At 71.9% G+C, this 19,318-nt stretch carries 19 protein-coding genes; 14 read left to right on the top strand and 5 right to left on the bottom strand.

Annotated elements, in window-relative coordinates:
- Nucleotides 1–85: 85 nt before the first annotated feature.
- Complete coding sequence (locus QCD68_RS13860; RefSeq protein WP_301223429.1) at nt 86–1,438, bottom strand: APC family permease; 1,353 nt, start codon at nt 1,436–1,438, stop codon at nt 86–88.
- Nucleotides 1,439–1,597: 159 nt separating this feature from the next.
- Here QCD68_RS13860 and QCD68_RS13855 point away from each other — a divergent pair, with 159 nt between their 5' ends.
- From QCD68_RS13855 to QCD68_RS13845, 3 genes are all read left to right on the top strand, one after another.
- Nucleotides 1,598–2,368, top strand: a complete 771-nt coding sequence (locus QCD68_RS13855; protein ID WP_221848975.1) for an HAD family hydrolase — start codon at nt 1,598–1,600, stop codon at nt 2,366–2,368.
- Nucleotides 2,365–4,872, top strand: coding sequence for a glycoside hydrolase family 65 protein (locus tag QCD68_RS13850; protein WP_111074004.1), 2,508 nt, complete (start codon nt 2,365–2,367; stop codon nt 4,870–4,872). The genes QCD68_RS13855 and QCD68_RS13850 overlap by 4 nt, the downstream gene beginning before the upstream one ends.
- A 181-nt stretch (nt 4,873–5,053) precedes the next feature.
- Entirely contained in the window at nt 5,054–5,821 is a 768-nt protein-coding gene (locus QCD68_RS13845) for an SDR family NAD(P)-dependent oxidoreductase (RefSeq protein ID WP_301223428.1), read from the top strand.
- Nucleotides 5,822–5,836: 15 nt separating this feature from the next.
- Here QCD68_RS13845 and QCD68_RS13840 read toward each other — a convergent pair whose 3' ends face one another.
- Entirely contained in the window at nt 5,837–6,358 is a 522-nt protein-coding gene (locus QCD68_RS13840; RefSeq protein WP_301223427.1) for a DUF1697 domain-containing protein, read from the bottom strand.
- Nucleotides 6,359–6,450: 92 nt separating this feature from the next.
- Nucleotides 6,451–6,714, bottom strand: a complete 264-nt coding sequence (locus tag QCD68_RS13835) for a hypothetical protein (RefSeq protein ID WP_111074002.1) — start codon at nt 6,712–6,714, stop codon at nt 6,451–6,453.
- A 134-nt stretch (nt 6,715–6,848) separates the two neighbouring features.
- Here QCD68_RS13835 and QCD68_RS13830 point away from each other — a divergent pair, with 134 nt between their 5' ends.
- On the top strand, nt 6,849–7,304 hold the full coding sequence (locus QCD68_RS13830; protein ID WP_111074001.1) for a hypothetical protein: 456 nt from the start codon (nt 6,849–6,851) through the stop codon (nt 7,302–7,304).
- 103 nt (nt 7,305–7,407) lie between these two features.
- Here the strand turns inward: QCD68_RS13830 and QCD68_RS13825 are convergent, their stop codons facing one another.
- The gene (locus QCD68_RS13825) at nt 7,408–8,877 is read right to left on the bottom strand and encodes an NCS2 family permease (protein WP_290155793.1); all 1,470 of its coding nucleotides are present in this window, start codon (nt 8,875–8,877) and stop codon (nt 7,408–7,410) included.
- 154 nt (nt 8,878–9,031) lie between these two features.
- On the opposite strand from QCD68_RS13825, the gene folE reads away from it, so the two are divergent.
- The 5 genes from folE (at nt 9,032) to QCD68_RS13800 (ending at nt 12,691) form a co-directional block, all read left to right on the top strand.
- Nucleotides 9,032–9,655, top strand: a complete 624-nt coding sequence (gene folE, locus QCD68_RS13820) for a GTP cyclohydrolase I FolE (protein ID WP_301223430.1) — start codon at nt 9,032–9,034, stop codon at nt 9,653–9,655.
- Nucleotides 9,655–10,596, top strand: coding sequence for a dihydropteroate synthase (folP, locus tag QCD68_RS13815; protein ID WP_301223426.1), 942 nt, complete (start codon nt 9,655–9,657; stop codon nt 10,594–10,596). The genes folE and folP overlap by 1 nt, the downstream gene beginning before the upstream one ends.
- On the top strand, nt 10,593–11,339 hold the full coding sequence (locus tag QCD68_RS13810; protein ID WP_301223425.1) for a pyrimidine reductase family protein: 747 nt from the start codon (nt 10,593–10,595) through the stop codon (nt 11,337–11,339). Before folP ends, QCD68_RS13810 begins: the two co-directional genes overlap by 4 nt.
- Before the next feature lie 57 nt (nt 11,340–11,396).
- A complete protein-coding gene (locus tag QCD68_RS13805; protein ID WP_253465334.1) occupies nt 11,397–12,053 on the top strand; it encodes an HAD-IA family hydrolase in 657 nt (218 codons plus the stop codon).
- 89 nt (nt 12,054–12,142) lie between these two features.
- Nucleotides 12,143–12,691, top strand: a complete 549-nt coding sequence (locus QCD68_RS13800) for a type 1 glutamine amidotransferase domain-containing protein (protein ID WP_301223424.1) — start codon at nt 12,143–12,145, stop codon at nt 12,689–12,691.
- 92 nt (nt 12,692–12,783) lie between these two features.
- Here QCD68_RS13800 and QCD68_RS13795 read toward each other — a convergent pair whose 3' ends face one another.
- Entirely contained in the window at nt 12,784–13,344 is a 561-nt protein-coding gene (locus QCD68_RS13795; RefSeq protein ID WP_301223423.1) for a molybdenum cofactor biosysynthesis protein, read from the bottom strand.
- 104 nt (nt 13,345–13,448) lie between these two features.
- Between QCD68_RS13795 and QCD68_RS13790 the strand changes: the two genes are divergently transcribed.
- The 5 genes from QCD68_RS13790 (at nt 13,449) to QCD68_RS13770 (ending at nt 19,234) form a co-directional block, all read left to right on the top strand.
- Nucleotides 13,449–15,182, top strand: a complete 1,734-nt coding sequence (locus QCD68_RS13790; protein WP_301223422.1) for a DNA-3-methyladenine glycosylase 2 family protein — start codon at nt 13,449–13,451, stop codon at nt 15,180–15,182.
- Nucleotides 15,179–15,691 carry a methylated-DNA--[protein]-cysteine S-methyltransferase gene (locus QCD68_RS13785; protein ID WP_301223421.1) on the top strand — a complete coding sequence of 171 codons (513 nt, stop codon included), beginning with the start codon at nt 15,179–15,181 and terminating at the stop codon, nt 15,689–15,691. Before QCD68_RS13790 ends, QCD68_RS13785 begins: the two co-directional genes overlap by 4 nt.
- Before the next feature lie 219 nt (nt 15,692–15,910).
- Nucleotides 15,911–16,735: an alpha/beta fold hydrolase gene (locus QCD68_RS13780; protein WP_111073991.1), complete on the top strand. Its 825-nt coding sequence runs from the start codon at nt 15,911–15,913 to the stop codon at nt 16,733–16,735.
- Nucleotides 16,736–16,786: 51 nt separating this feature from the next.
- Nucleotides 16,787–17,674 (top strand): hypothetical protein, encoded by an 888-nt coding sequence (locus QCD68_RS13775; protein ID WP_301223420.1) that lies wholly within the window; start codon nt 16,787–16,789, stop codon nt 17,672–17,674.
- Nucleotides 17,675–17,761: 87 nt separating this feature from the next.
- Nucleotides 17,762–19,234: an APC family permease gene (locus QCD68_RS13770; protein WP_221848962.1), complete on the top strand. Its 1,473-nt coding sequence runs from the start codon at nt 17,762–17,764 to the stop codon at nt 19,232–19,234.
- Nucleotides 19,235–19,318 lie beyond the last annotated feature (84 nt).

The following is a 19,318-nucleotide window of genomic DNA, read 5'->3' as shown; positions in this document are numbered from 1 at the left end:
CCCGGGGGCGCGGCGGGGGCGGGGGGGGGGGGGGGGGGGGGGGGGGGGCCCCCCCCCGGGGGGGGCCCCCCCCCCCCCACCCCCGTCAGGAGGCCGACGTCCCCGAGCCGGTGCGGTCGCGACCCCGCGTCGCGCGGGCGACGAAGTACAGGACCACGCCGACCGCGAGCAGGACCGCCGCGTACAGCCAGACCTGTCCGCTCTGCTGGGTGAGCAGCAGGATGCAGGACGCGACCCCGAGCACGGGCACGAACGTCCACACCCGGAAGTGCTCGTGCTCCACCCGGTCCTTCCGCAGCACCAGGACCGCGACGTTCGTGCTGATGAACACGAAGAGCAGCAGCAGCACGACGGTCTCGGCGAGCGTGCCGACGTCCCCGACCAGCGTGAGGAGCATCGCGACCACGGTCGTCGCGATGATCGCCGTCCACGGGGTCTTCCGGTTCGGCAGGACCTTGCCGAGCAGGCGCGGCAGCAGACGCTGCTCGGCCATGCCGTAGGTGACGCGGCTCGCCATGATCATGGTGAGCAGCGCGCCGTTCGCCACCGCGACCAGGGCGATGATGCTGAACACCCAGTCCGGGATCGGCACGCCGGTCGCGGCGACGACCGCGAGCAGCGGGCCGCTCGAGTCGGACAGCTTCGACGCGGGCAGGGCGATCGAGCTGGCGAGGGCGACGAGCACGTAGACGACGCCGGCGGCGGCGAGGGAGCCGAACAGGGCGCGCGGGTAGACCTTGCGGGGTTCGCGGACCTCCTCGGCGACGTTGGCGGACGTCTCGAAGCCGACGAACGAGTAGTAGGCGACGATGGCCGCACTGAGGGTCGCGAGGGCCGGGTTCGCCTCGGCCGGGAACGCCCCGACGCGCGAGACGTCACCGCCACCGCCGCCCATCATCACCGCGACCGTGACGATCACGATGACCAGGCCGGACAGCTCGATGATCGTCATGACGACGTTGCTCCGCAGCGAGTCCGAGATGCCGCGGGCGTTGAGGCAGGCGACGAGGGCCAGGAACACGATCGCTGCCGGCACCGGCGGGACGTCGATGAACGTGCCGAGGTAGTCGCCGGCGAAGGCGAGCGACAGCCCCGCGGCACTCGTGACCCCGGCGGCGAGCATCGAGAACCCGACCAGGAACGACACCAGCGGCACCTTGTACGCGCGCTCGGCGAACACCGCGGCGCCTCCGGCCTTCGGGTACTTCGTGACGAGTTCGGCGTAGGAACCGGCGGTCAGCAGGGCCAGCAGCAGGGCGAGCACGAGCGGTGCCCAGAGTGCGCCGCCGACGTCCTTCGACAGGGTGCCCATCAGGGCGTAGATGCCCGCCCCGAGGACGTCGCCCAGGATGAACAGGAACAGCAAGGGGCCGGTGATCGCCTGCTTCAGCTTCGATCCGGTCCCGTCCTGCGGCGGCGCTGCGGTGTCAGAGGTCATGCCCGCGAGCGTCCCGGCGCCCGGCTGGACGGCGGTCCAGATCCGCGCTCCCCGGACCGGGCGGCACACTCCCCAGCGTGGAACACGCGGCGGCGGAGCGGTCCTAGAGTTGACCCCGCAGCAAACGTGTTCGACACCGCTCCCCTGGAAGGTCTGCCCATGACGTCGTCGGATCGGCGAACCCCTGCACCGCTCGCTGACCAGCGAGCCCTCCTCTTCGACCTGGACGGCGTCCTGACGCCCACGGCCGAGGTGCACATGCGTGCCTGGAGTCGCCTCTTCACGCCCTACCTCGAGCACCACGGGGTCGCGCCGTACACGGAGCAGGACTACTTCGCGTACGTCGACGGCAAGCCCCGGTACGACGGGGTCCGCTCGCTGCTGCAGGCCCGCGGCATCGACGTCCCCGAGGGCACCCCGGACGACGACCCCACGCTCGACACCGTGTGCGGGCTCGGCAACCGGAAGAACGCCGAGTTCACCGCCGAGCTGCAGGAGCACGGCGTCTCGCCGTACCCGGGGTCGCTGCGGTTCCTCACCGCGGCGATCGACGCCGGGTACGAGGTCGCCGTGGTCTCCAGCTCCGCGAACGCGAAGCAGGTGCTCCGGACCGCGGGCATCATCGACCGCTTCGACGTCATCGTCGACGGTGCCGTGGCCCGCGCGGACGGCCTGGCCGGCAAGCCCGCGCCGGACACCTACCTGGACGCCGCCACCCGCTTCGGCCTGACCGCCGCCGAGTGCGTCGTGGTCGAGGACGCCACCAGCGGGGTCGAAGCCGGCCGCAACGGCGCGTTCGGGCTCGTCATCGGGGTCGACCGCGGCGCCGGTGCCGACGCCCTCCGCGAGCACGGTGCGGACCTCGTCGTGACGGACCTCGCCGACCTCCTGCCCGACCTGTCTGCTGCCGACTCCGGGAAGACCGCATGAACCCCATCACCTCCGACCCCCTCGACCGCGTCCGGTACCCGGTCGACGAGTGGGCGCTGATCGAGACCGAGTACGCGGACGAGCAGGGCGTCGACGAGACGAACTTCGCCGTCGGCAACGGGTACCTCGGCCTCCGCGGCAACTTCGACGAGGGCCGCGGCGGCGTGCAGTACGGCACGTACATCAACGGCTTCCACGAGACCTGGCCGATCCGGCACGCCGAGACCGCGTTCGGCTTCGCGAAGACCGGGCAGACGATCATCAACGTCCCCGACGCCAAGGTCATCCGGCTGTACGTCGACGACGAGCCGCTCGTCCTGTCCGAGGCCGACATCCTCCGCCACAGCCGCCGGCTCGACTTCCGCGGCGGGTACCTGCTGCGTGAGACCGAGTGGTCGACGCCGTCCGGCAAACGGGTGCTCATCCGCTCCCGGCGCCTGGTGTCCTTCGTCGAGCGGCACCTCGCCGTCATCGACTACGAGGTCACCATGCTCGACCACGACGCCTCGGTGCTGCTGTCGAGCCAGGTGCTCAACCGCCAGGACGTCGCCGACGAGTACCACGCCGGCATGAAGGCGGCCGCGGCGGCGTTCGACCCGCGCAAGGCCGAGTCCTTCACCGACCGGGTGCTGCAGCCCCGGTTGAAGCGGAACGCGGGCTCGCGGTCCCTGCTCGGCTACCAGGCGACCAGCTCGGGCATGACGATCTGCGTCGGCGTCGAGCACCGGCTCGAGACCGAGAACAGCTGGGACGAGACCTCGAGCATCGAGGACGACCTGGCGAAGCACGTCTACCGGGTGCAGGCGAAGGCCGGGCAGCCGATCCGCCTGGTCAAGAGCGTCGTCTACCACACGTCCCGCGGGGTCCCGGCGCGCGAGCTCGCCGACCGCTGCGACCGCACCCTGGACCGCGCGAAGTACGAGAGCGTGGAGCAGGTCTTCGGTGAGCAGCGCAAGTGGCTCGACGACTACTGGGCCCGCAGCGACGTCGAGGTCGCCGGCCAGCCCGAGGTACAGCAAGCCGTCCGCTGGAACCTGTTCCAGCTCGCGCAGGCGACGGCTCGCACCGACGGCCACGGCATCGCGGCGAAGGGCGTCACCGGCTCCGGCTACGGCGGCCACTACTTCTGGGACATGGAGATCTACGTCCTGCCGTTCCTGTCGTACACGGCACCGATCGTCGCTCGGAACGCCCTCCGGTTCCGCTACAACATGCTCGACGCCGCACGGTCCCGTGCCCGCGAGCTGAACCAGCGCGGTGCCCTCTTCCCGTGGCGCACGATCAACGGTGAGGAGTCCAGCGCGTACTACGCCGCCGGCACCGCGCAGTACCACATCGACGCCGACATCGCCCATGCCCTGATGCAGTACGTGCGGGCCTCCGGCGACACCGACTTCCTCAAGCGCGGCGCGATCGACATCCTGGTCGAGACCGCCCGTCTGTGGGAGGACCTGGGCTTCTGGCGCTCGAACGGCGACCAGAAGTTCCACATCGACGGCGTCACCGGCCCGGACGAGTACACGACCGTCGTCGACGACAACATGTACACGAACGTGATGGCCCGGGCGAACCTCTGGTCCGCCGTCAACGCCTGCCGCCACCTCGCCGTGGACGACCCGGACGAGTACGCGCGGATGATCCGTCGGACCGGCCTCGACCAGTCCGAGGTCGAGAGCTGGGAGCGCGCGGCCGAGTCGATGGAGATCCCGTTCGACCCGCACCGCGGCATCCACCCGCAGGACGCCCAGTTCCTCGACAAGGAGCTGTGGGACCTCGAGCGCACGCCCGAGTCCAAGCGGCCGCTGCTGCTGCACTACCACCCGCTGGTCATCTACCGGTTCCAGGTGCTCAAGCAGGCCGACGTCGTGCTCGCCCTGTTCCTGCAGGGCCACGAGTTCACGCCGGCCGAGAAGCGTCGTGACTTCGACTACTACGACGCCCTGACCACGGGTGACTCGACGCTGTCGGCCGTCGTGCAGTCGATCATGGCGGCCGAGGTCGGGTACCACGAGCTCGCCGGACAGTACTTCCAGACCGCGCTCTACGTCGACCTCGCCGACCTGCACGGCAACACCACCGACGGCGTGCACATCGCGTCGACCGGCGGCATCTGGGGTGCGCTCGTCAACGGCTTCGGCGGCATGCGCGACCACGGCGGACGGCTGTCGTTCAACCCGCGGCTGCCGGTCGACTGGGACCGTCTGACGTACCGGATGACCGTCCACGGCTCGCGCGTGCGCGTCGACCTCGAGCAGAAGGCGCTGACCTTCACGGTCGAGACCGGTGACGGCTTCGACGCGTGGGTCCACAACCAGCAGACCGAGGTCCGCCCGGGCGACCCGACCGTCGTCCCGCTGCCGCACCAGGGTCCGCGGATGGCCGGCCACGCGCCGACCACCAGTGACATCCAGGGGACGCTCCGCGCCGACGGTTCGGTGATCACCGCCTCCATCCCGACGATCTCGCTGGAACGCGACATGGAGAACGAGGACACCACCGCCTGATCGCCTGATCGCCTGATCGCCTGATCGCCTGATCCGGCCGGGAGGCCCGCCCTCCTTCCGCCACCGATGCCCGCCTCCGCCTGGACTCCCGTCCAGGGCGCGGCGGGCACCGTGGTCTCCCGTGTCCTCCGGGCCGACGGTGTCCCTGACGAGGGGACCACCGACGCGAGAGGAACACACCATGGGCAAGCGGTTCGAGGGCAAGGTCGCGATCGTCACCGGCGCGGGGTCCGGCATCGGCGAGGCCACCGCACGCGCGTTCGTCGCGGAGGGCGCCGGGGTCGTCCTGGTCGACAGCGTCGCGGACAAGGTGCGCGACGTCGCCGACTCCCTGCCGACGGAACAGGCACTGTGGCTGCAGGCCGACGTCGCCGACCCGGACGCGTGGCAGACGATCGTCGACGCGGCGATCGACCGGTGGGACCGGCTCGACGTGCTCGTCAACAACGCCGGGACGTTCACCTCGGGCGACATCACGGACATCTCGCCCGCCGAGTGGCACCGTGTCGTCGAGACGGACCTGTCGAGCGTGTTCTACGGCACCCGGGTGGCGCTGCCGTTCCTCCGCGAGACGAAGGGCTCGATCGTGAACACCTCGTCGGTGTCCGGTGAGGCCGCGGACTGGCGGATGAGCCCCTACAACGCGGCGAAGGGCGGCGTCTCGAACTTCACGAGGGCGGCGGCGCTCGACAACGGCGGGTTCGGCGTCCGCGTGAACGCCGTCGCGCCGGGCCTGATCTGGACGGACCTGACGCAGTCGCAGGCGGAGGACGAGGAGCTGAAGCGGGAGTTCTCGGAGCGGATCGCCCTCGGTCGCGGCGGCCGGTCCGAGGAGGTCGCGGCGGCGGTGCTGTTCCTGGCGAGCGACGAGGCGTCGTTCATCACGGGCGCGATCCTGCCCGTCGACGGCGGCACGATGGCGAGCAACGGGCAGCCGGCGCAGGCCTGACCCGGGCGTCTCCGGTCAGAGCAGCTTGCGGAGCGTGTTCGTGTTGCGTGCCGTCGTGGTCCGCTTGAACCGGGCGGCACCGGCGCGCTTCGCGAAGACGGTCGACGTGCTCGACCCCTTCGGGCACGACCAGTAGACGACGCCGTCCCCGCGGGCGACCTGCTCGACCGACGGATCGAGGTCGAGTCCGGCGAGCAGGTCGTCGAGCGCTGTGGGCTCGGAGGCGAACACGACGTAGTCGTGCCGGTCGGCCGTCGACGCGAAGGGGAACCCCGCGACGAGGTCGGCCAGGGCATCGTGGCGCACGAGCACGATCCAGGCGTCGTACCCGAAGCGCTTGCGCAGTGCCTGCTCCACGGACGACCGCAGCGCCGCGGGCTCGACGGGGTCCGCGGCGGTGAACACGACGTTGCCCGAGGCCAGGACCGTCCGGACGTCGGTGTGGCCCAGGGAACGGAACAGTTCGGCGAGGTCGGCGCTCCGGATCGTGATGCCGTTCACGTTGACCCCGCGCAGCAGGGCGACCCAGGTCGTCATGCGGTGACCGTAGCGCGGCGTCGGGTCGGGGTCCACACCCACGCCGGTGCCGTCCACAGCGCTCACGTCGACGGCACTCACGTCCAGGGTGCTCACGTCCAGGTCCGGGCGACGGTCCACCCGCTGCCGTCCGGGACGATGTCGACCACCAGGGTCTCGCCGTCCTCGGCGGTCGCCTGGAAACGCCACCCGGCGGTGCGTTCCGGTGCGTGGGTGATCGCGGTGGGCAGGTCGGTCGGGGTCGTGGTCAGTCGGGTCGGGACGTCGGTGACGCGCCAGCGCCGGCCCAGCCAGACCAGTCGGACGGGTGTGCCACCGGTCCACCACACGGTGACCGCGGTGTCGACGATCATCATCAGGAGCCTCCTCGTTCGAACGTGTGTTCGAATGCTAGGTCGGCCATCCGACACCCGCAACCGCTCCGGCGCGCCGCGTTCGCCCTGTGCGGATGCCGACAACCGACCGAGGAGCAGTCGTGTAGACGAGCATCATGACGAACGACGACAGCCAGGGTCCCGACGCCGCACACCAGGTCCCGGACGGGGTCTCCGAGGCAACGGTCGAAGCCCTCGGCAGCCTGTCCGCAGCGCTCGAGGTCATCGAGCACGCCCGCGGTCTGCTGTACGGGTTCCACCGTCTGACCGGCACCGCCGACCTGAACATCGGCGAGGCGGTGGAGCAGCTGCGGAAGGCCGGACACACCGAGCTCGCGGAGCGCATCGACACCGAGCTCGTCGGCCGGAACGTGATCGCCGGTCGGTGGACGTTCCAGATCGTCGAGGACTACGACGACGGCTACTACGCGACCGCGAAGGAGCTGGAGCGGACCGCACGCGAGCAGCTCGTCGGCGGCAAGCGCCACCTGTTCGAGGCGGGCATGAAGGAGGACCGGCGCACGCCGGCCCACCGCCACCACGAGGCGACGCCCACCGACCTGCCGGACTGAGCCGCGCCTCCCGTCCGTCCCCTCCCCGGAACGCAACGTGGGCGGTTGCTCGCCACGAGATGTCGTTGCGAGCAACCGCCCACGTTGCGTTCAGCGGGTCGGGTCAGCCGACGCCGAGCGCCGTCTCCAGCGGGCCGCGGGCGAAGTAGAGCAGGAAGCCCGCGGCGACGACGTACAGCAGCCACGAGACCTGCCGGCCCTTGCCGGACAGCGCCTTGATGAGCACCCAGCTGATGAAGCCCGCGCCGATGCCGTTCGCGATCGAGTACGTCAGCGGCATCACGACGATGGTCAGGAACGCCGGCAGCGCCGAGCCGAAGTCCGACCAGTCGATGTCCGCGACCTGCGCGACCATGAGCGCGCCGACCACGACGAGTCCGGCGGCGGCGACCTCGAGCGGCACCACCTGCGTCAGCGGCGTGAGGAACATCGACGCCAGGAACAGCAGACCCGTCACGACCGAGGCCATGCCGGTCCGGGCGCCCTCACCGATGCCGGCGGCGGAGTCGATGAACACCGTGTTGGACGACACCGAGGCGCCACCGCCGGCGATCGCACCGGCACCCTCGACGACGAGCGCGGCGCGGAGACGGGGGAACGTGCCGTCCTTCTCCGCGACTCCGGCAGCCTTCGCGAGCCCGGTCATGGTGCCCATGGCGTCGAAGAAGTTCGTGAAGACCAGCGTGAAGACGAGCATCGACGCGGCGAGCGGGCCGATCCTGGCGAAGGCGCCGAAGTCGAACTGACCGACGAGCGACAGGTCGGGCAGGGCGAACAGGGCGCTCGGCAGGCCCGGGGCGTTGAGGTTCCAGCCGGTCTTCGAGTCGACCGAGGTCGGCACGTGGAACACCGCCTGCAGGATGATCGCGATGATCGTCGTCGCGATGATGCCGATGAGCAGCGCGCCCTTGACCTTGCGGGCCATCAGTGTGCCGATGATCACCAGGCCGATCAGGAACACGATCGTCGGCAGAGCCCCGACCGAGCCGTCCTCACCGAGCTGCAGCGGCGGGGACGCCAGGCCCGAGGACCGCACGAAGCCCGAGTCGACCAGGCCGATGAACGCGATGAACAGGCCGATGCCGACCGTGATCGCCGCCTTGAGCTGTGCGGGCACGGCGGTGAAGATCATCGTCCTGATGCCCGTCAACGCCAGGATCACGATGATCACACCGTTGATGACGACGAGGCCCATCGCCTCGGCCCACGTCACCTGGTGGACGACGCTGACGGCGAGGAACGAGTTGATCCCCAGGCCCGCCGCGATGCCGAACGGCAGGTTCGCGACCACACCCATCGCGATGGTCATGAGACCGGCGACCAGGCCGGTGGCCGCGGCCACCTGAGCGTTCTCGAGCCATCCGCCGCTGACGTCCTTGGCGGCCTGGTCGGCGCTGAACCCGCCGAGGATGAGCGGGTTGAGGATGACGATGTAGGCCATCGTCACGAAGGAGACGAGACCACCACGGATCTCTCGGGGGATGGTCGATCCGCGCTTCGTGACCGAGAAGAAGCGGTCGAGGCCGGATGCGACGCTGTTCCGGGGCGGGCTGGATGTCTGCGGGGCGCTCACCGGGGGAGTTTAAAGGAACCTGGGACCGCCGGCACGTCGCGGCCGCAGGGTAGCCATCCGGGTGGCCCGTTCCCCGTGATCGGGGTACGTCACCGCGTTCCGTGTCCAGTCGCACCCCCGCCGGGCGGTGTTGGATGACCGGGTGACGCAGCGCATGGACCGTGCCCGTGTCGAGGCCGCCGTGCGAGAGCTGCTGGCGGGCATCGGCGAAGACCCCGACCGACCCGGACTGGAGCGGACCCCGCAGCGGGTCGCCGACGCCTACACGGAGTTCTTCCGCGGGCTCGACCAGGACGCGACGCAGATCGCCCGCGACGGCACGGTGCCGGCCGGTGACGGCGAGCGCGGTGACCTGGTGATCGTCCGCGACATCCTGTTCCGCTCGGTGTGCGAGCACCACCTGCTGCCGTTCCTCGGCACCGCGCACCTGGCGTACGCGCCGGGCGAGCGACTCATCGGCCTCGGGACGCTGGCGCGGGTGGTGGAGGCGCTGGCCTCCCGCCCGCAGCTGCAGGAGCGTCTCGGCGAGCAGGTCGTCCAGGCGGTGCAGGACGGCCTCGAGGCGCGCGGCGTCCTGGTCGTCCTCGACGCCCAGCACCAGTGCGTGACGACCCGGGGGGAGCGGCAGACGAGCTCCACGACCGTCACCGTCGCAGCGAGCGGCATCCTCGCCGACGCGGCGGGCCGTGCCGAGGCGATCGCGCTCATCGGCAGCGGAGCCGGAGCCGGAGCCGGCAGCGGCACCGGCCGTAGCACCGGCACCGGGGCGGACGCCTGATGCGCGTCGGACTCGGCACGGGCCTCCCGTCCGGTGCGGCCGCGTCGTCCGGACCCGGGTGGGTGGTCCCGGACCTGCGCGAACCGGTCCGCACCATCGGCCGCCGCACCTTCGACTTCGACCACCGCATCGCCGTGATGGCGATCGTGAACCGCACACCGGACTCGTTCCACGACAAGGGCCGGACGTTCGCGCTCGACCGCGCGGTCGAGGCCGCCGTCACCGCCGCCGAGCAGGGCGCCGACTGGGTCGACATCGGCGGGGTGAAGTTCGCCCCCGGGCCGGAGCTCTCCGCCGACGACGAGATCGAGCGCGTCCTGCCCGTCGTCGAGCAGGTCGCGCAGCAGTCCGACGTCACGATCAGCGTCGACACCTTCCGGCCCGAGGTCGCGGCCGCCGCGATCGCCGCCGGTGCCAGCGTCGTCAACGACACCACCGGCCTCGCCGACCCACGGATGGCCGCCGTCGTCGCCGACTCGGACGCGACGATCGTCATCACGCACTCGCTCGCGGCACCCCGCCAGCAGTACCCGAAGCCGCAGTACGCCGACGTGGCGGGCGAGATCGCGGCCTTCCTGCGGCTGCGCGTCGACCGGGCGCTCGAGGCGGGCATCCCCGAGGACCGGATCATCATCGACCCCGGTCACGACCTCAACAAGACGACCGTGCACACGCTCGAGCTGACCCGGCGTCTGCCGGAGGTCGTCGCCCTCGGCTACCCGGTCCTCGCCGCGGTGTCGAACAAGGACTTCGTGGGGGAGAGCCTCGGCCGTCCCCGCGGTGAGCGACTGTCCGGGTCGTTGGCGGCCGCGACGGTCAGCGCCATGCTCGGTGCCCGCATCGTCCGGATGCACGACGTCGTCGAGTCCGTCGACGCGATGCGCATGGTCGAGACCGTCCTCGGCTGGCGCGCACCCCTGGAAGCGAGGCACAACACGTGACCCACCTGCCCGACCCGATCGCCGACCTGTCCGACGCCGAACTGCTCGCCGCCTACACCGACGGTGCCGAGGGCACCGCTGACGGCGGCTGGCTCCGCGTGAACTTCGTCAGCTCCCTCGACGGCTCCGCCACCGCCGCGGGCAAGTCCGGCTCCCTGGGCGGTGACGACGACCTGCGCGTGTTCGACCTGCTGCGCCGGGTCGCCGACGTCGTCCTGGTCGCCGCGGGCACCGTCCGCGACGAGGGGTACGGGCCGATGGTGCTGCACGACGCCGACGTCGCCTGGCGTCGAGAGCACGGACTGCCCGACCACCCGGTGTTCGCGATCGTGACGGGGTCGCTCGGCCTCGACCCGGCCTCACGGGTGTTCACCGAGGCGCCGGTCCGACCGGTCGTCCTCACCTCGGCGTCCGCGGACCCTTCCCGGCGACACGCGCTCGAGGCCGTCGCCGACGTGGTGTCCTGCGGCGACGACGCCGTCGACCCGGCACAGGTCCGGGCCGCCCTGGTCGACCGGGGCCTCCGCGCGATCCACTGCGAGGGCGGGCCGTCCTTCCTCGGTGCCCTGGTGGCGGCCGACCTGGTCGACGAGCTGTGCCTGTCGATCGACCCGTCCCTCGAGGGCGGCGACGGCGGCCGCATCGTGCACGGGTCGTCGCCGGAGCTCCGACCGATGCGGCTCGCGCACGTGCTGCACGGGGCCGGGGACGTGCTGTTGACGCGGTACGTGCGGGCGCGCTGACGAGGAGCCCCCTGCTCGTCCCGCTGCACGTCACGCCTGCCGGGTAGGGTCGGGCGCGTGATCGACGTCGTGGTGTCCGGGGTCCTGTTCGACATGGACGGGACGCTCGTCGACTCGACCGCCATCGTCGAGGGTGCGTGGGGCCGCTTCGGCGCCGAGCACGACCTCGACCCGCAGACGATCCTCGGCTTCTCGCACGGCCGACAGACGATCGACACGATCCGCCACTTCCTACCCGACCTTGCCCCGGACGAGCAGCGCCGGGTCGCACTCGAGCTGGTCAACGACGAGGTCGAGAACACCGACGGCATCATCGAGGTCCCCGGCGCTGGCGCGTTCGTCCGTCGGCTCCTGGCCGCAGGTGTGCCGGTCGCGCTCGTGACGAGCGCCCCGCGGGACCTCGCCGTGAACCGGATGCGGGCCGCCGACGTGCCCGTCCCGGACGCCGTGGTCGCCGCCGACGACGTCGAGCACGGCAAGCCGCACCCGGACGGCTACCTCCGCGGTGCCGCCCTGCTCGGCGTCGCGGCCGAGGACTGCCTGGCCTTCGAGGACGCCCCCGCCGGACTGGAGGCTGCGCTCGCCTCCGGTGCGACGACCGTCGCCGTCGGGACGCTCGCCTCCGCCGACCTGCCGGCGGACCTGGTGCGCATCACGGGGTACGACGGGGTCACCGTGACGGCCGAGGGCGACGGGTTCCGGATCCGGGGCTGAGTGTCCCCTGCGCTCTGCGAACACACCCAGCGGCGTCCGACGACCGTGGTGTGCGCAGCCGGAGACCCCGGCCTGCGGAAGGAGTGACCATGGCAGCCCTCGACGGCAAGAAGATCCTCGTCATCGCGACGAACTACGGCGTGGAGCAGGACGAGATCGTCGTCCCCACCGACCAGCTCCGTGAGCGCGGCGCCTCCGTGACGGTCGCCGCGAAGGAGTCGGGCTCGATCCAGACCCTGGTCGGCGACAAGGACCCGGGCAAGGACGTCGACGTCGACACCACCCTCGACGGTGTCTCGGCCGGCGACTTCGACGCCCTCGTGGTCCCCGGCGGCACGATCAACGCCGACACCATCCGCCAGGAGGCCACCGCGATCGACCTCGTGAAGGCGTTCGTCGAGGCCGGCAAGCCGGTCGCGGCGATCTGCCACGGCCCGTGGACCCTCGTCGAGGCCGGTGTCCTGCCGGGTCGCACGATCACCTCGTTCCCCTCGCTGCAGACGGACGTCCGCAACGCCGGTGCCGAGTGGGTCGACCAGGAGGTCCAGGTCGACGAGACCGGCAGCACGATCATCACGTCACGGAACCCCGGCGACCTGCCGGCGTTCGTCGACGCGATCCAGGCCGCCCTCGCCTGACCCCTCGCAACACGCAACGTGGGCGGCAACGCGCAGCGGTACTCCGCAGTGCGACGCCGCCCACGTTGCGTTTCGCAGGGCCCGAGTTCGCGTCAGTCGGCGGGGACCGGGTGCGCGGTGCGGAGCACGGCTCGGCCGAGGGTGAGCACGCCGTCGGACTCCGGGTCGCAGCGCACCCCGCCACGCCCGCGCATCGCCCGGAACGCCCCCGGTGCCACCTCGGTGTCCATCCACGCGCACGGGTTCGCCGGCCGGTACCCGCGGAACAGGACGGGGCCGTCGCCGGAGTCCAGGGAGAACGGCTCACCCCGCAGCGCCTCGACGTCGACGCCGCGCAGGAACACGTTCCGCCGGGTCGCCGCCGGGTCGACCGGCACGCCGAGTTCCCGTCCCACCGCCTCGAGCCCCGCGACCCCGATCAGGGTCACCGACGCGTGCACGTGCGCGCGGGCAGCGAAGTAGCGGTCGCCGACGATCCCGAGTCCGGCGCGCAGCTCGACGCGGTCGCGGAGCTCTTCCTCCTCGGTCGGTGACGCGCCGTCCGTGGGACGCCCCTCGTAGCGGTGCCCCCGGGAGACCAGCAGCATCGTCACCTCGACGTCCCGGGCGTGCGGCAGGGCGACGGAGGCGACCGGGTCGAGGACGGAAGACATGCGGTCGACGGTAGCCGCGCCTCCCGGTCGGCCCGTCCACCCGCGGTGCTGCGACGTCCGATTCCCGCCAGTCCGGTGTCGTCGGCCCGTGCCAGGCTGACCGCATGACGACCACCGGAGCCGAAGCGCCGCTCGACGCGGTGCCCGATCCGCTGCCCGACTCGCAGCCCGATCCGCGGCCGGTCTCGCAGCACGACGAGCGGTACCGGATCGCGGCCTCGCGGGACGCGCGGTTCGACGGCCAGTTCGTCACCGCCGTGCACTCCACCGGCATCTACTGCCGCCCGAGCTGCCCGGCCCGCACACCCCGATCCACCGGCGTCACCTTCTACCGGACGAGCGCCGCCGCACACCTCGCCGGCTTCCGCGCCTGCCGCCGCTGCCTGCCCGAGGCGACGCCCGGCAGCCCCGAGTGGGACCTCCGCGAGGACGTCGCCGGCCGCGCGATGCGCCTTGTCCTCGACGGCGTCGTCGAACGGGAGGGCGTCCCCGGCCTCGCCACCCGCGTCGGCTACTCGGAACGGCAGCTCAACCGGATCATGACCGACGAGCTCGGCGCCGGACCGAAGGCCCTCAGCCGCGCGCACCGGGCGCAGACCGCGCGGACCCTGCTCACCTCGTCCGACCTGCCGATGACGGACGTCGCGTTCGCCGCCGGGTTCGCGAGCGTCCGCCAGTTCAACGACACCGTGCGCGAGGTCTTCGCGCTCACGCCCACCGAACTGCGGTCCCGACGGCGGGTCGCGCCGGGCGGTGACGGCGCGCTCCGCGTGCACCTGCCGGCGCGGCCGCCGTTCGACGTGCAGGGGCTGCTCGAGTGGCACGCATTGCACGCGCTCGCCGGCATGGAGCAGGTCGGCTTCGACGCGGCCGGGCGGGTCGCGTCCTACGGGCGGGTGCTGGACCTGCCGGGAGGCCCGGGCTGGTTCCGCGCGACGGCTGCGGGCGGCGACCGGTTCGCGTCCGGTACCGGCGGGACTGCGTCCGGTACCGGCGGGGCCGAGTCCGGCGGGTCCGGGTCCGGGTCCGGGTCCGGCGCTTCCGGCGCGCGTTCCGGTCGGGGGCGGACCGGGCTGGACCTGCTCGTCCGGCTCACCGACCTGTCCGACCTGCCCACCCTCGTGGCCCGGGTGCGATCGTTGTTCGACCTCGACGCCGATCCGGTGGCGGTGGACGCGGCCCTCGCGGCGGTGCCCGAGCTCGCACCGGTCGTCGCACGGGTGCCCGGCATGCGCCTGCCGGGGGCGGTGGACCCGCACGAGGTGGTGTTCCGCACCCTCATCGGGCAGCAGGTGTCCGTCGCGGCGGCCCGGACCGCGCAGACACGGCTCGTGGCGGCGCTGGGGGAGCAGGTGGCGGCGGGACTCGTGCCGGGGGTCCCTGACTCCGACGAGTCCGTCGTGCGGCTGTTCCCCCGTGCCGCGGTGATCGCCGAGCGCGGGCGGGAGGTCCTCCGCGGCCCCGCAGCCCGCGTCGACACGATCATGCGCGTCGCGGCGGCGCTCGCGGACGGCAGTCTCGTCGTCCACGGCGGTCAGTCGCTCGACGAACTCCGCTCGGGCCTGCTCGCCGTGAAGGGCATCGGCCCGTGGACGGCGGACTACGTCGCACTCCGGGTCCGGCACCACCCCGATCTCTTCCTGCACAGCGACCTCGCCGTGCGGAACGGTGCACAGGAACTCGGGCTGCCCGGGACGGCGCGTGAACTCTCCCTATGGTCGGAACGGGTGGCCCCCTGGCGGAGCTACCTCACGATGCACTGCTGGCGGCCGATCATCGATCGCGCGATGGACCGGACCGCAGCGACCTCCACGAACCCCGGGAAGGAACCCCGATGACCGACGCCGTCCTCACCACCCTCTCCACCCCCGACGGGCCCTTCACCGTGCTCGAAGACGACCGCGGGCGGGTCCTCGCCTCGGGGTGGACCGCCGACCCGGACCGGATCCTCGCGCGCCTGGCCGAACGGTACCGGCCGACGCGGGTCCTCGACGGGCAGGTCCGCGCGGCCGACGCCGTGGACGCCTACTACGCGGGGGAGCCCGAGCACGCCATGCAGGTGCCCGTCCACCAGGTCGGCACCGAGCTCTTCGCCGAGGGCTGGCGGCGGCTCCGGGACATCCCCGCGGGGTCCACGCTGACGTACACGGCGTTCGCGAGCGCGATGGGTCGCCCGGACGCCGTCCGCGCTGCCGCCAGTGTCTGCGCCCGGAACGCCCCCGCCCTCTTCGTGCCCTGTCACCGGGTCCTGCGCTCTGACGGTTCCCTCGGCGGGTTCGCCTGGGGGCTCGACGTCAAGCGGTCGCTGCTCGAGCGCGAGTCCGTGGCCGCCGACGCCCTCGTCTGAGCACCCCTCGGACGGGTCACGCGTTCACAGGGAGCATCAAGCGCTCCCCCAGGACGTGGGTGGTGACGCGGAGCCCCGGGCCTGTCAGACTCACGACGACGGCGTGGTCCACGGAACTCCGTGGACCGAGATCAGCGTCGAGCGCGATGCGTGTCGTACCCTCCGGGTGCCGCACGACCGGGGGCGCGCCACTCGCCGTCGAGACCGAACGAGGACGCCATGACGACCACCGCCGACCGATCGGTGCTGTCAGCGGACGGCACACGGATCGCGGTCTCGTCGAGCGGGGACGGCCCTGCGCTCGTCCTCGTGGGCGGAGCCTTCGACCACCGGGGCACCCCGTTCGTGGACGGGGTCGTCGCCGCGTTCTCCGACCGCTACCGGGTCGTCACGTACGACCGCCGCGGCCGCGGGGAGAGCGGTGACACCCGGCCCTGGTCGGTCGCGCGAGAGGTCGAGGACCTCGCCGCCGTGGTCGCCGACGTCGGCGCTCCCGTCGACCTCCTCGGCATCTGCGTCGGTGCCGCCGTCGTCCTGCACGCCGTCGCCACCGGCGTCCCGGTCGGCCGTGCCGTGCTCTACGAACCGCCGTACCGCGCGAGCGTCGACGCGCACGCCGACGACGTCCTCTTCGCCGACCGCCTCGACGAGATGATCGCCGGCGGCCGCCGAGCCGCCGCGGTCCGCGCCTACCTCACCCGCGTGCTCGGCATCCCGATGCTGCAGGTCTCCGCCGTGCCCCTCAAGCCGAAGCTGTGGAAGGCCCTGCTCGCCGACGCCGGGGTCCTCGGCCGTGACGTCCGGGTCCTCAGTGGCCTCGTCGTGCCGGAGCGGGCACTCGCCGCGGTGGGGATCCCGGTGCTCGTCGCCGCGGGCACCACCGGACCCACCTGGACCCGGGCGGCAGCGCGCGCGGTGGTCGAGACGGTGCCCGGCTCGACGGCCGTGGTGCTCGAGGGGCAGGGCCACGTGCCGGACCCCGCGGTGCTGCGGAGCACGGTCGACGGGTTCCTCCAGACCCAGCCCAGTCCCGACGCGCACTGAATCGCACGCCGCGCCGTGGCTGCGCCCGCTGACCTACGCCAGGATGGACGGGTGAACGCACCCCGCCTCGGACTCCTGCTCGACGTCGACGGCCCGATCGCCAGCCCGCTCTCGCGGACCATCGCGATCCCGAGCATCGTCGAGGACCTCGTCGCCCTGGCGGCCGAGGGCATCCCCGTCGTGTTCAACACCGGACGCAGCGACGCCTTCATCCGGGAGCAGGTCGTCGGCCCCCTCGTCGCCGGCGGTCTCGCCGCGGGCGGACGGGTGCACGCGGTGTGCGAGAAGGGTGCTGTCTGGTGCTCGATCGGCCCGCAGTTCCCCGACGGCATGGGAGACCTGACCGTCGCCGAGGACCTGGCGCTGCCGCGGGACTTCGCCGACGAGATGCGCGAGCTCGTCCGCGACGAGTACGCCGACCTGGTGTTCTTCGACGAGACCAAGCACGCCATGGTGTCGATCGAGCAGCTGGTCGACGTCGACAGTGCGGCGTACCTCGCGCGGCAGCCCGCGTTCGACGCGCAGGCGATGGCCGCACTCGAGCGCCGGGGCCTCGGCGTCCGCCGCCTCGACGACGTGCGTCCGGACGAGCACGGCGCGGTCGCGTGGCGCGTCGACCCGACGATCATCTCGACCGACGTCGAGTCCGACCGCAGCGGCAAGGACCTCGGCGCCGAGCGGGCACTCGAGCTCCTGGCCGAGGACGGCGACCTCCCCCTCGAGTGGCGGACGGTCGGCGACTCCCGCAGCGACTACGCGATGGCGGACTGGCTGCACGCGAACGGGCACCGGGTCGCACACGTCGACGTCCGACCGGCCGACGGCGTCCCCGAGACGCCGTACCCGGTGCTCACCGCGCCGGACGGTGTCATCCACGACGAGGCCGGAGCACGGTTCCTCCGTGCATGGCGCGATGGGCGCTCCGACGCTGCCTTCTGATCGGCGCGACGCGGTCCCCGGTTGCACCGCTGTGCGGTATACCACTACCCTTCCGGGGTCCGCCTGCTCCGATGACGGGAACGTCCCATGGCCCTCCGCACCAAGTCCATCGAGGCGTCGCTCGCCGACGCCGACGAGAAGGGGCGCTCGCTCAAGCGCTCCCTGAAGACGTTCGACATCGCCGCGATGGGGATCGCCGTCGCGGTCGGCGCCGGCATCTTCTCGGTCGGCGCGAACGCCGCCGCGAACTTCGCCGGCCCCGGCGTGATCGTGTCGTTCCTGCTCGCCGCCGTCACGTGCGGCCTGGCGATCATGTGTTACGCCGAGTTCGCCTCGACGATCCCGGTCGCCGGCTCGGCGTACACGTTCACCTACGCCACGATGGGCGAATTGCTCGCGTGGATCGTCGGGTGGGACCTGATCCTCGAGACCCTGACCGCCAGCGCCGTCATCGCGAAGTACTGGGGCATCTACCTCAGCACCGCGTTCGACGTGTTCGGCGTCACACTGCCGAGCACCATCGCGATCGGCCCGATCGGCTTCACCTGGGGCCCGGTCCTCATCGTCGGCGTGTTCACGGCGCTGCTGGCGTTCGGCACGCGGCTGTCCAGCCGGGTCTCCGCGGTCATCACCGTCATCAAGGTCGCGATCGTCCTGTTCGTCATCGTGGTCGGCGCCTTCTTCGTCAAGGCCGCGAACTTCACGCCGTTCATCCCCGCCGCGGAGCCGACCAAGGGTGCCGAGGGCAGCGTGCTGACGCAGTCGCTCGTGTCGTGGATCACCGGTGCGGCACCGGCGCAGTACGGCGTCTTCGGGCTGCTCGCCGCGGCGTCGCTGGTGTTCTTCGCCTTCATCGGCTTCGACGTCGTCGCCACGAGTGCCGAGGAGACCGAGAACCCGCAGAAGACCCTGCCCCGCGGCATCTTCATCGGTCTCGGCATCGTCACGCTGCTCTACGTCGGCGTCAGCATCGTGATCACCGGCATGGTGTCGTACAAGCAGCTCGCTGAAGAGAAAGCGCCCTCGCTGGCGTCCGCGTTCGACATCGTCGGGCTGCCCTGGGCGGCCGGCATCATCGCCATCGGTTCCCTGATCGGCCTGACCACGGTCGTCATGGTGCTGCTGCTCGGCCTGTCCCGCATCGTGTTCTCGATGAGCCGCGACGGCCTGCTGCCCCGCTGGTTCTCGGTCACGAACCCGAAGACGCAGACCCCGGTCCGCGTGCAGGTCGTCGCCGGCATCGTCGTCGCGTTCCTCGCCGGGTTCACCGCGGTCGACAAGCTCGAGGGCATGATCAACATCGGCACGCTCTCCGCCTTCGTGCTCGTGTCGATCGGCATCATCGTGCTCCGGAAGTCCCGCCCCGACGCTCCCCGCGCATTCCGGGTGCCGTGGTCGCCGGTGGTCCCGATCCTGTCCGCGGTGCTCTGCTTCTGGCTGATGCTCAACCTCGAGGTCGAGACCTGGATCCGGTTCGTCGTCTGGCTCGTCATCGGCTTCGCGATCTACTTCGGCTACAGCCGCCGCAACAGCCGCGTCGGCAAGGCGATGCGCGAGTAGCACCTCCGCCGACCACCGCGCCGCCCGGTGCCGTTCGGATCAGCACCACAGAAGACGGCTCGCGCCACGGCATCCCGTGGCGCG

The sequence above is a fragment of the Curtobacterium sp. PsM8 genome (assembly GCF_030433875.1).
Lineage (GTDB): Bacteria > Actinomycetota > Actinomycetes > Actinomycetales > Microbacteriaceae > Curtobacterium.
This window is presented reverse-complemented; position numbering and strand designations above follow the sequence as displayed.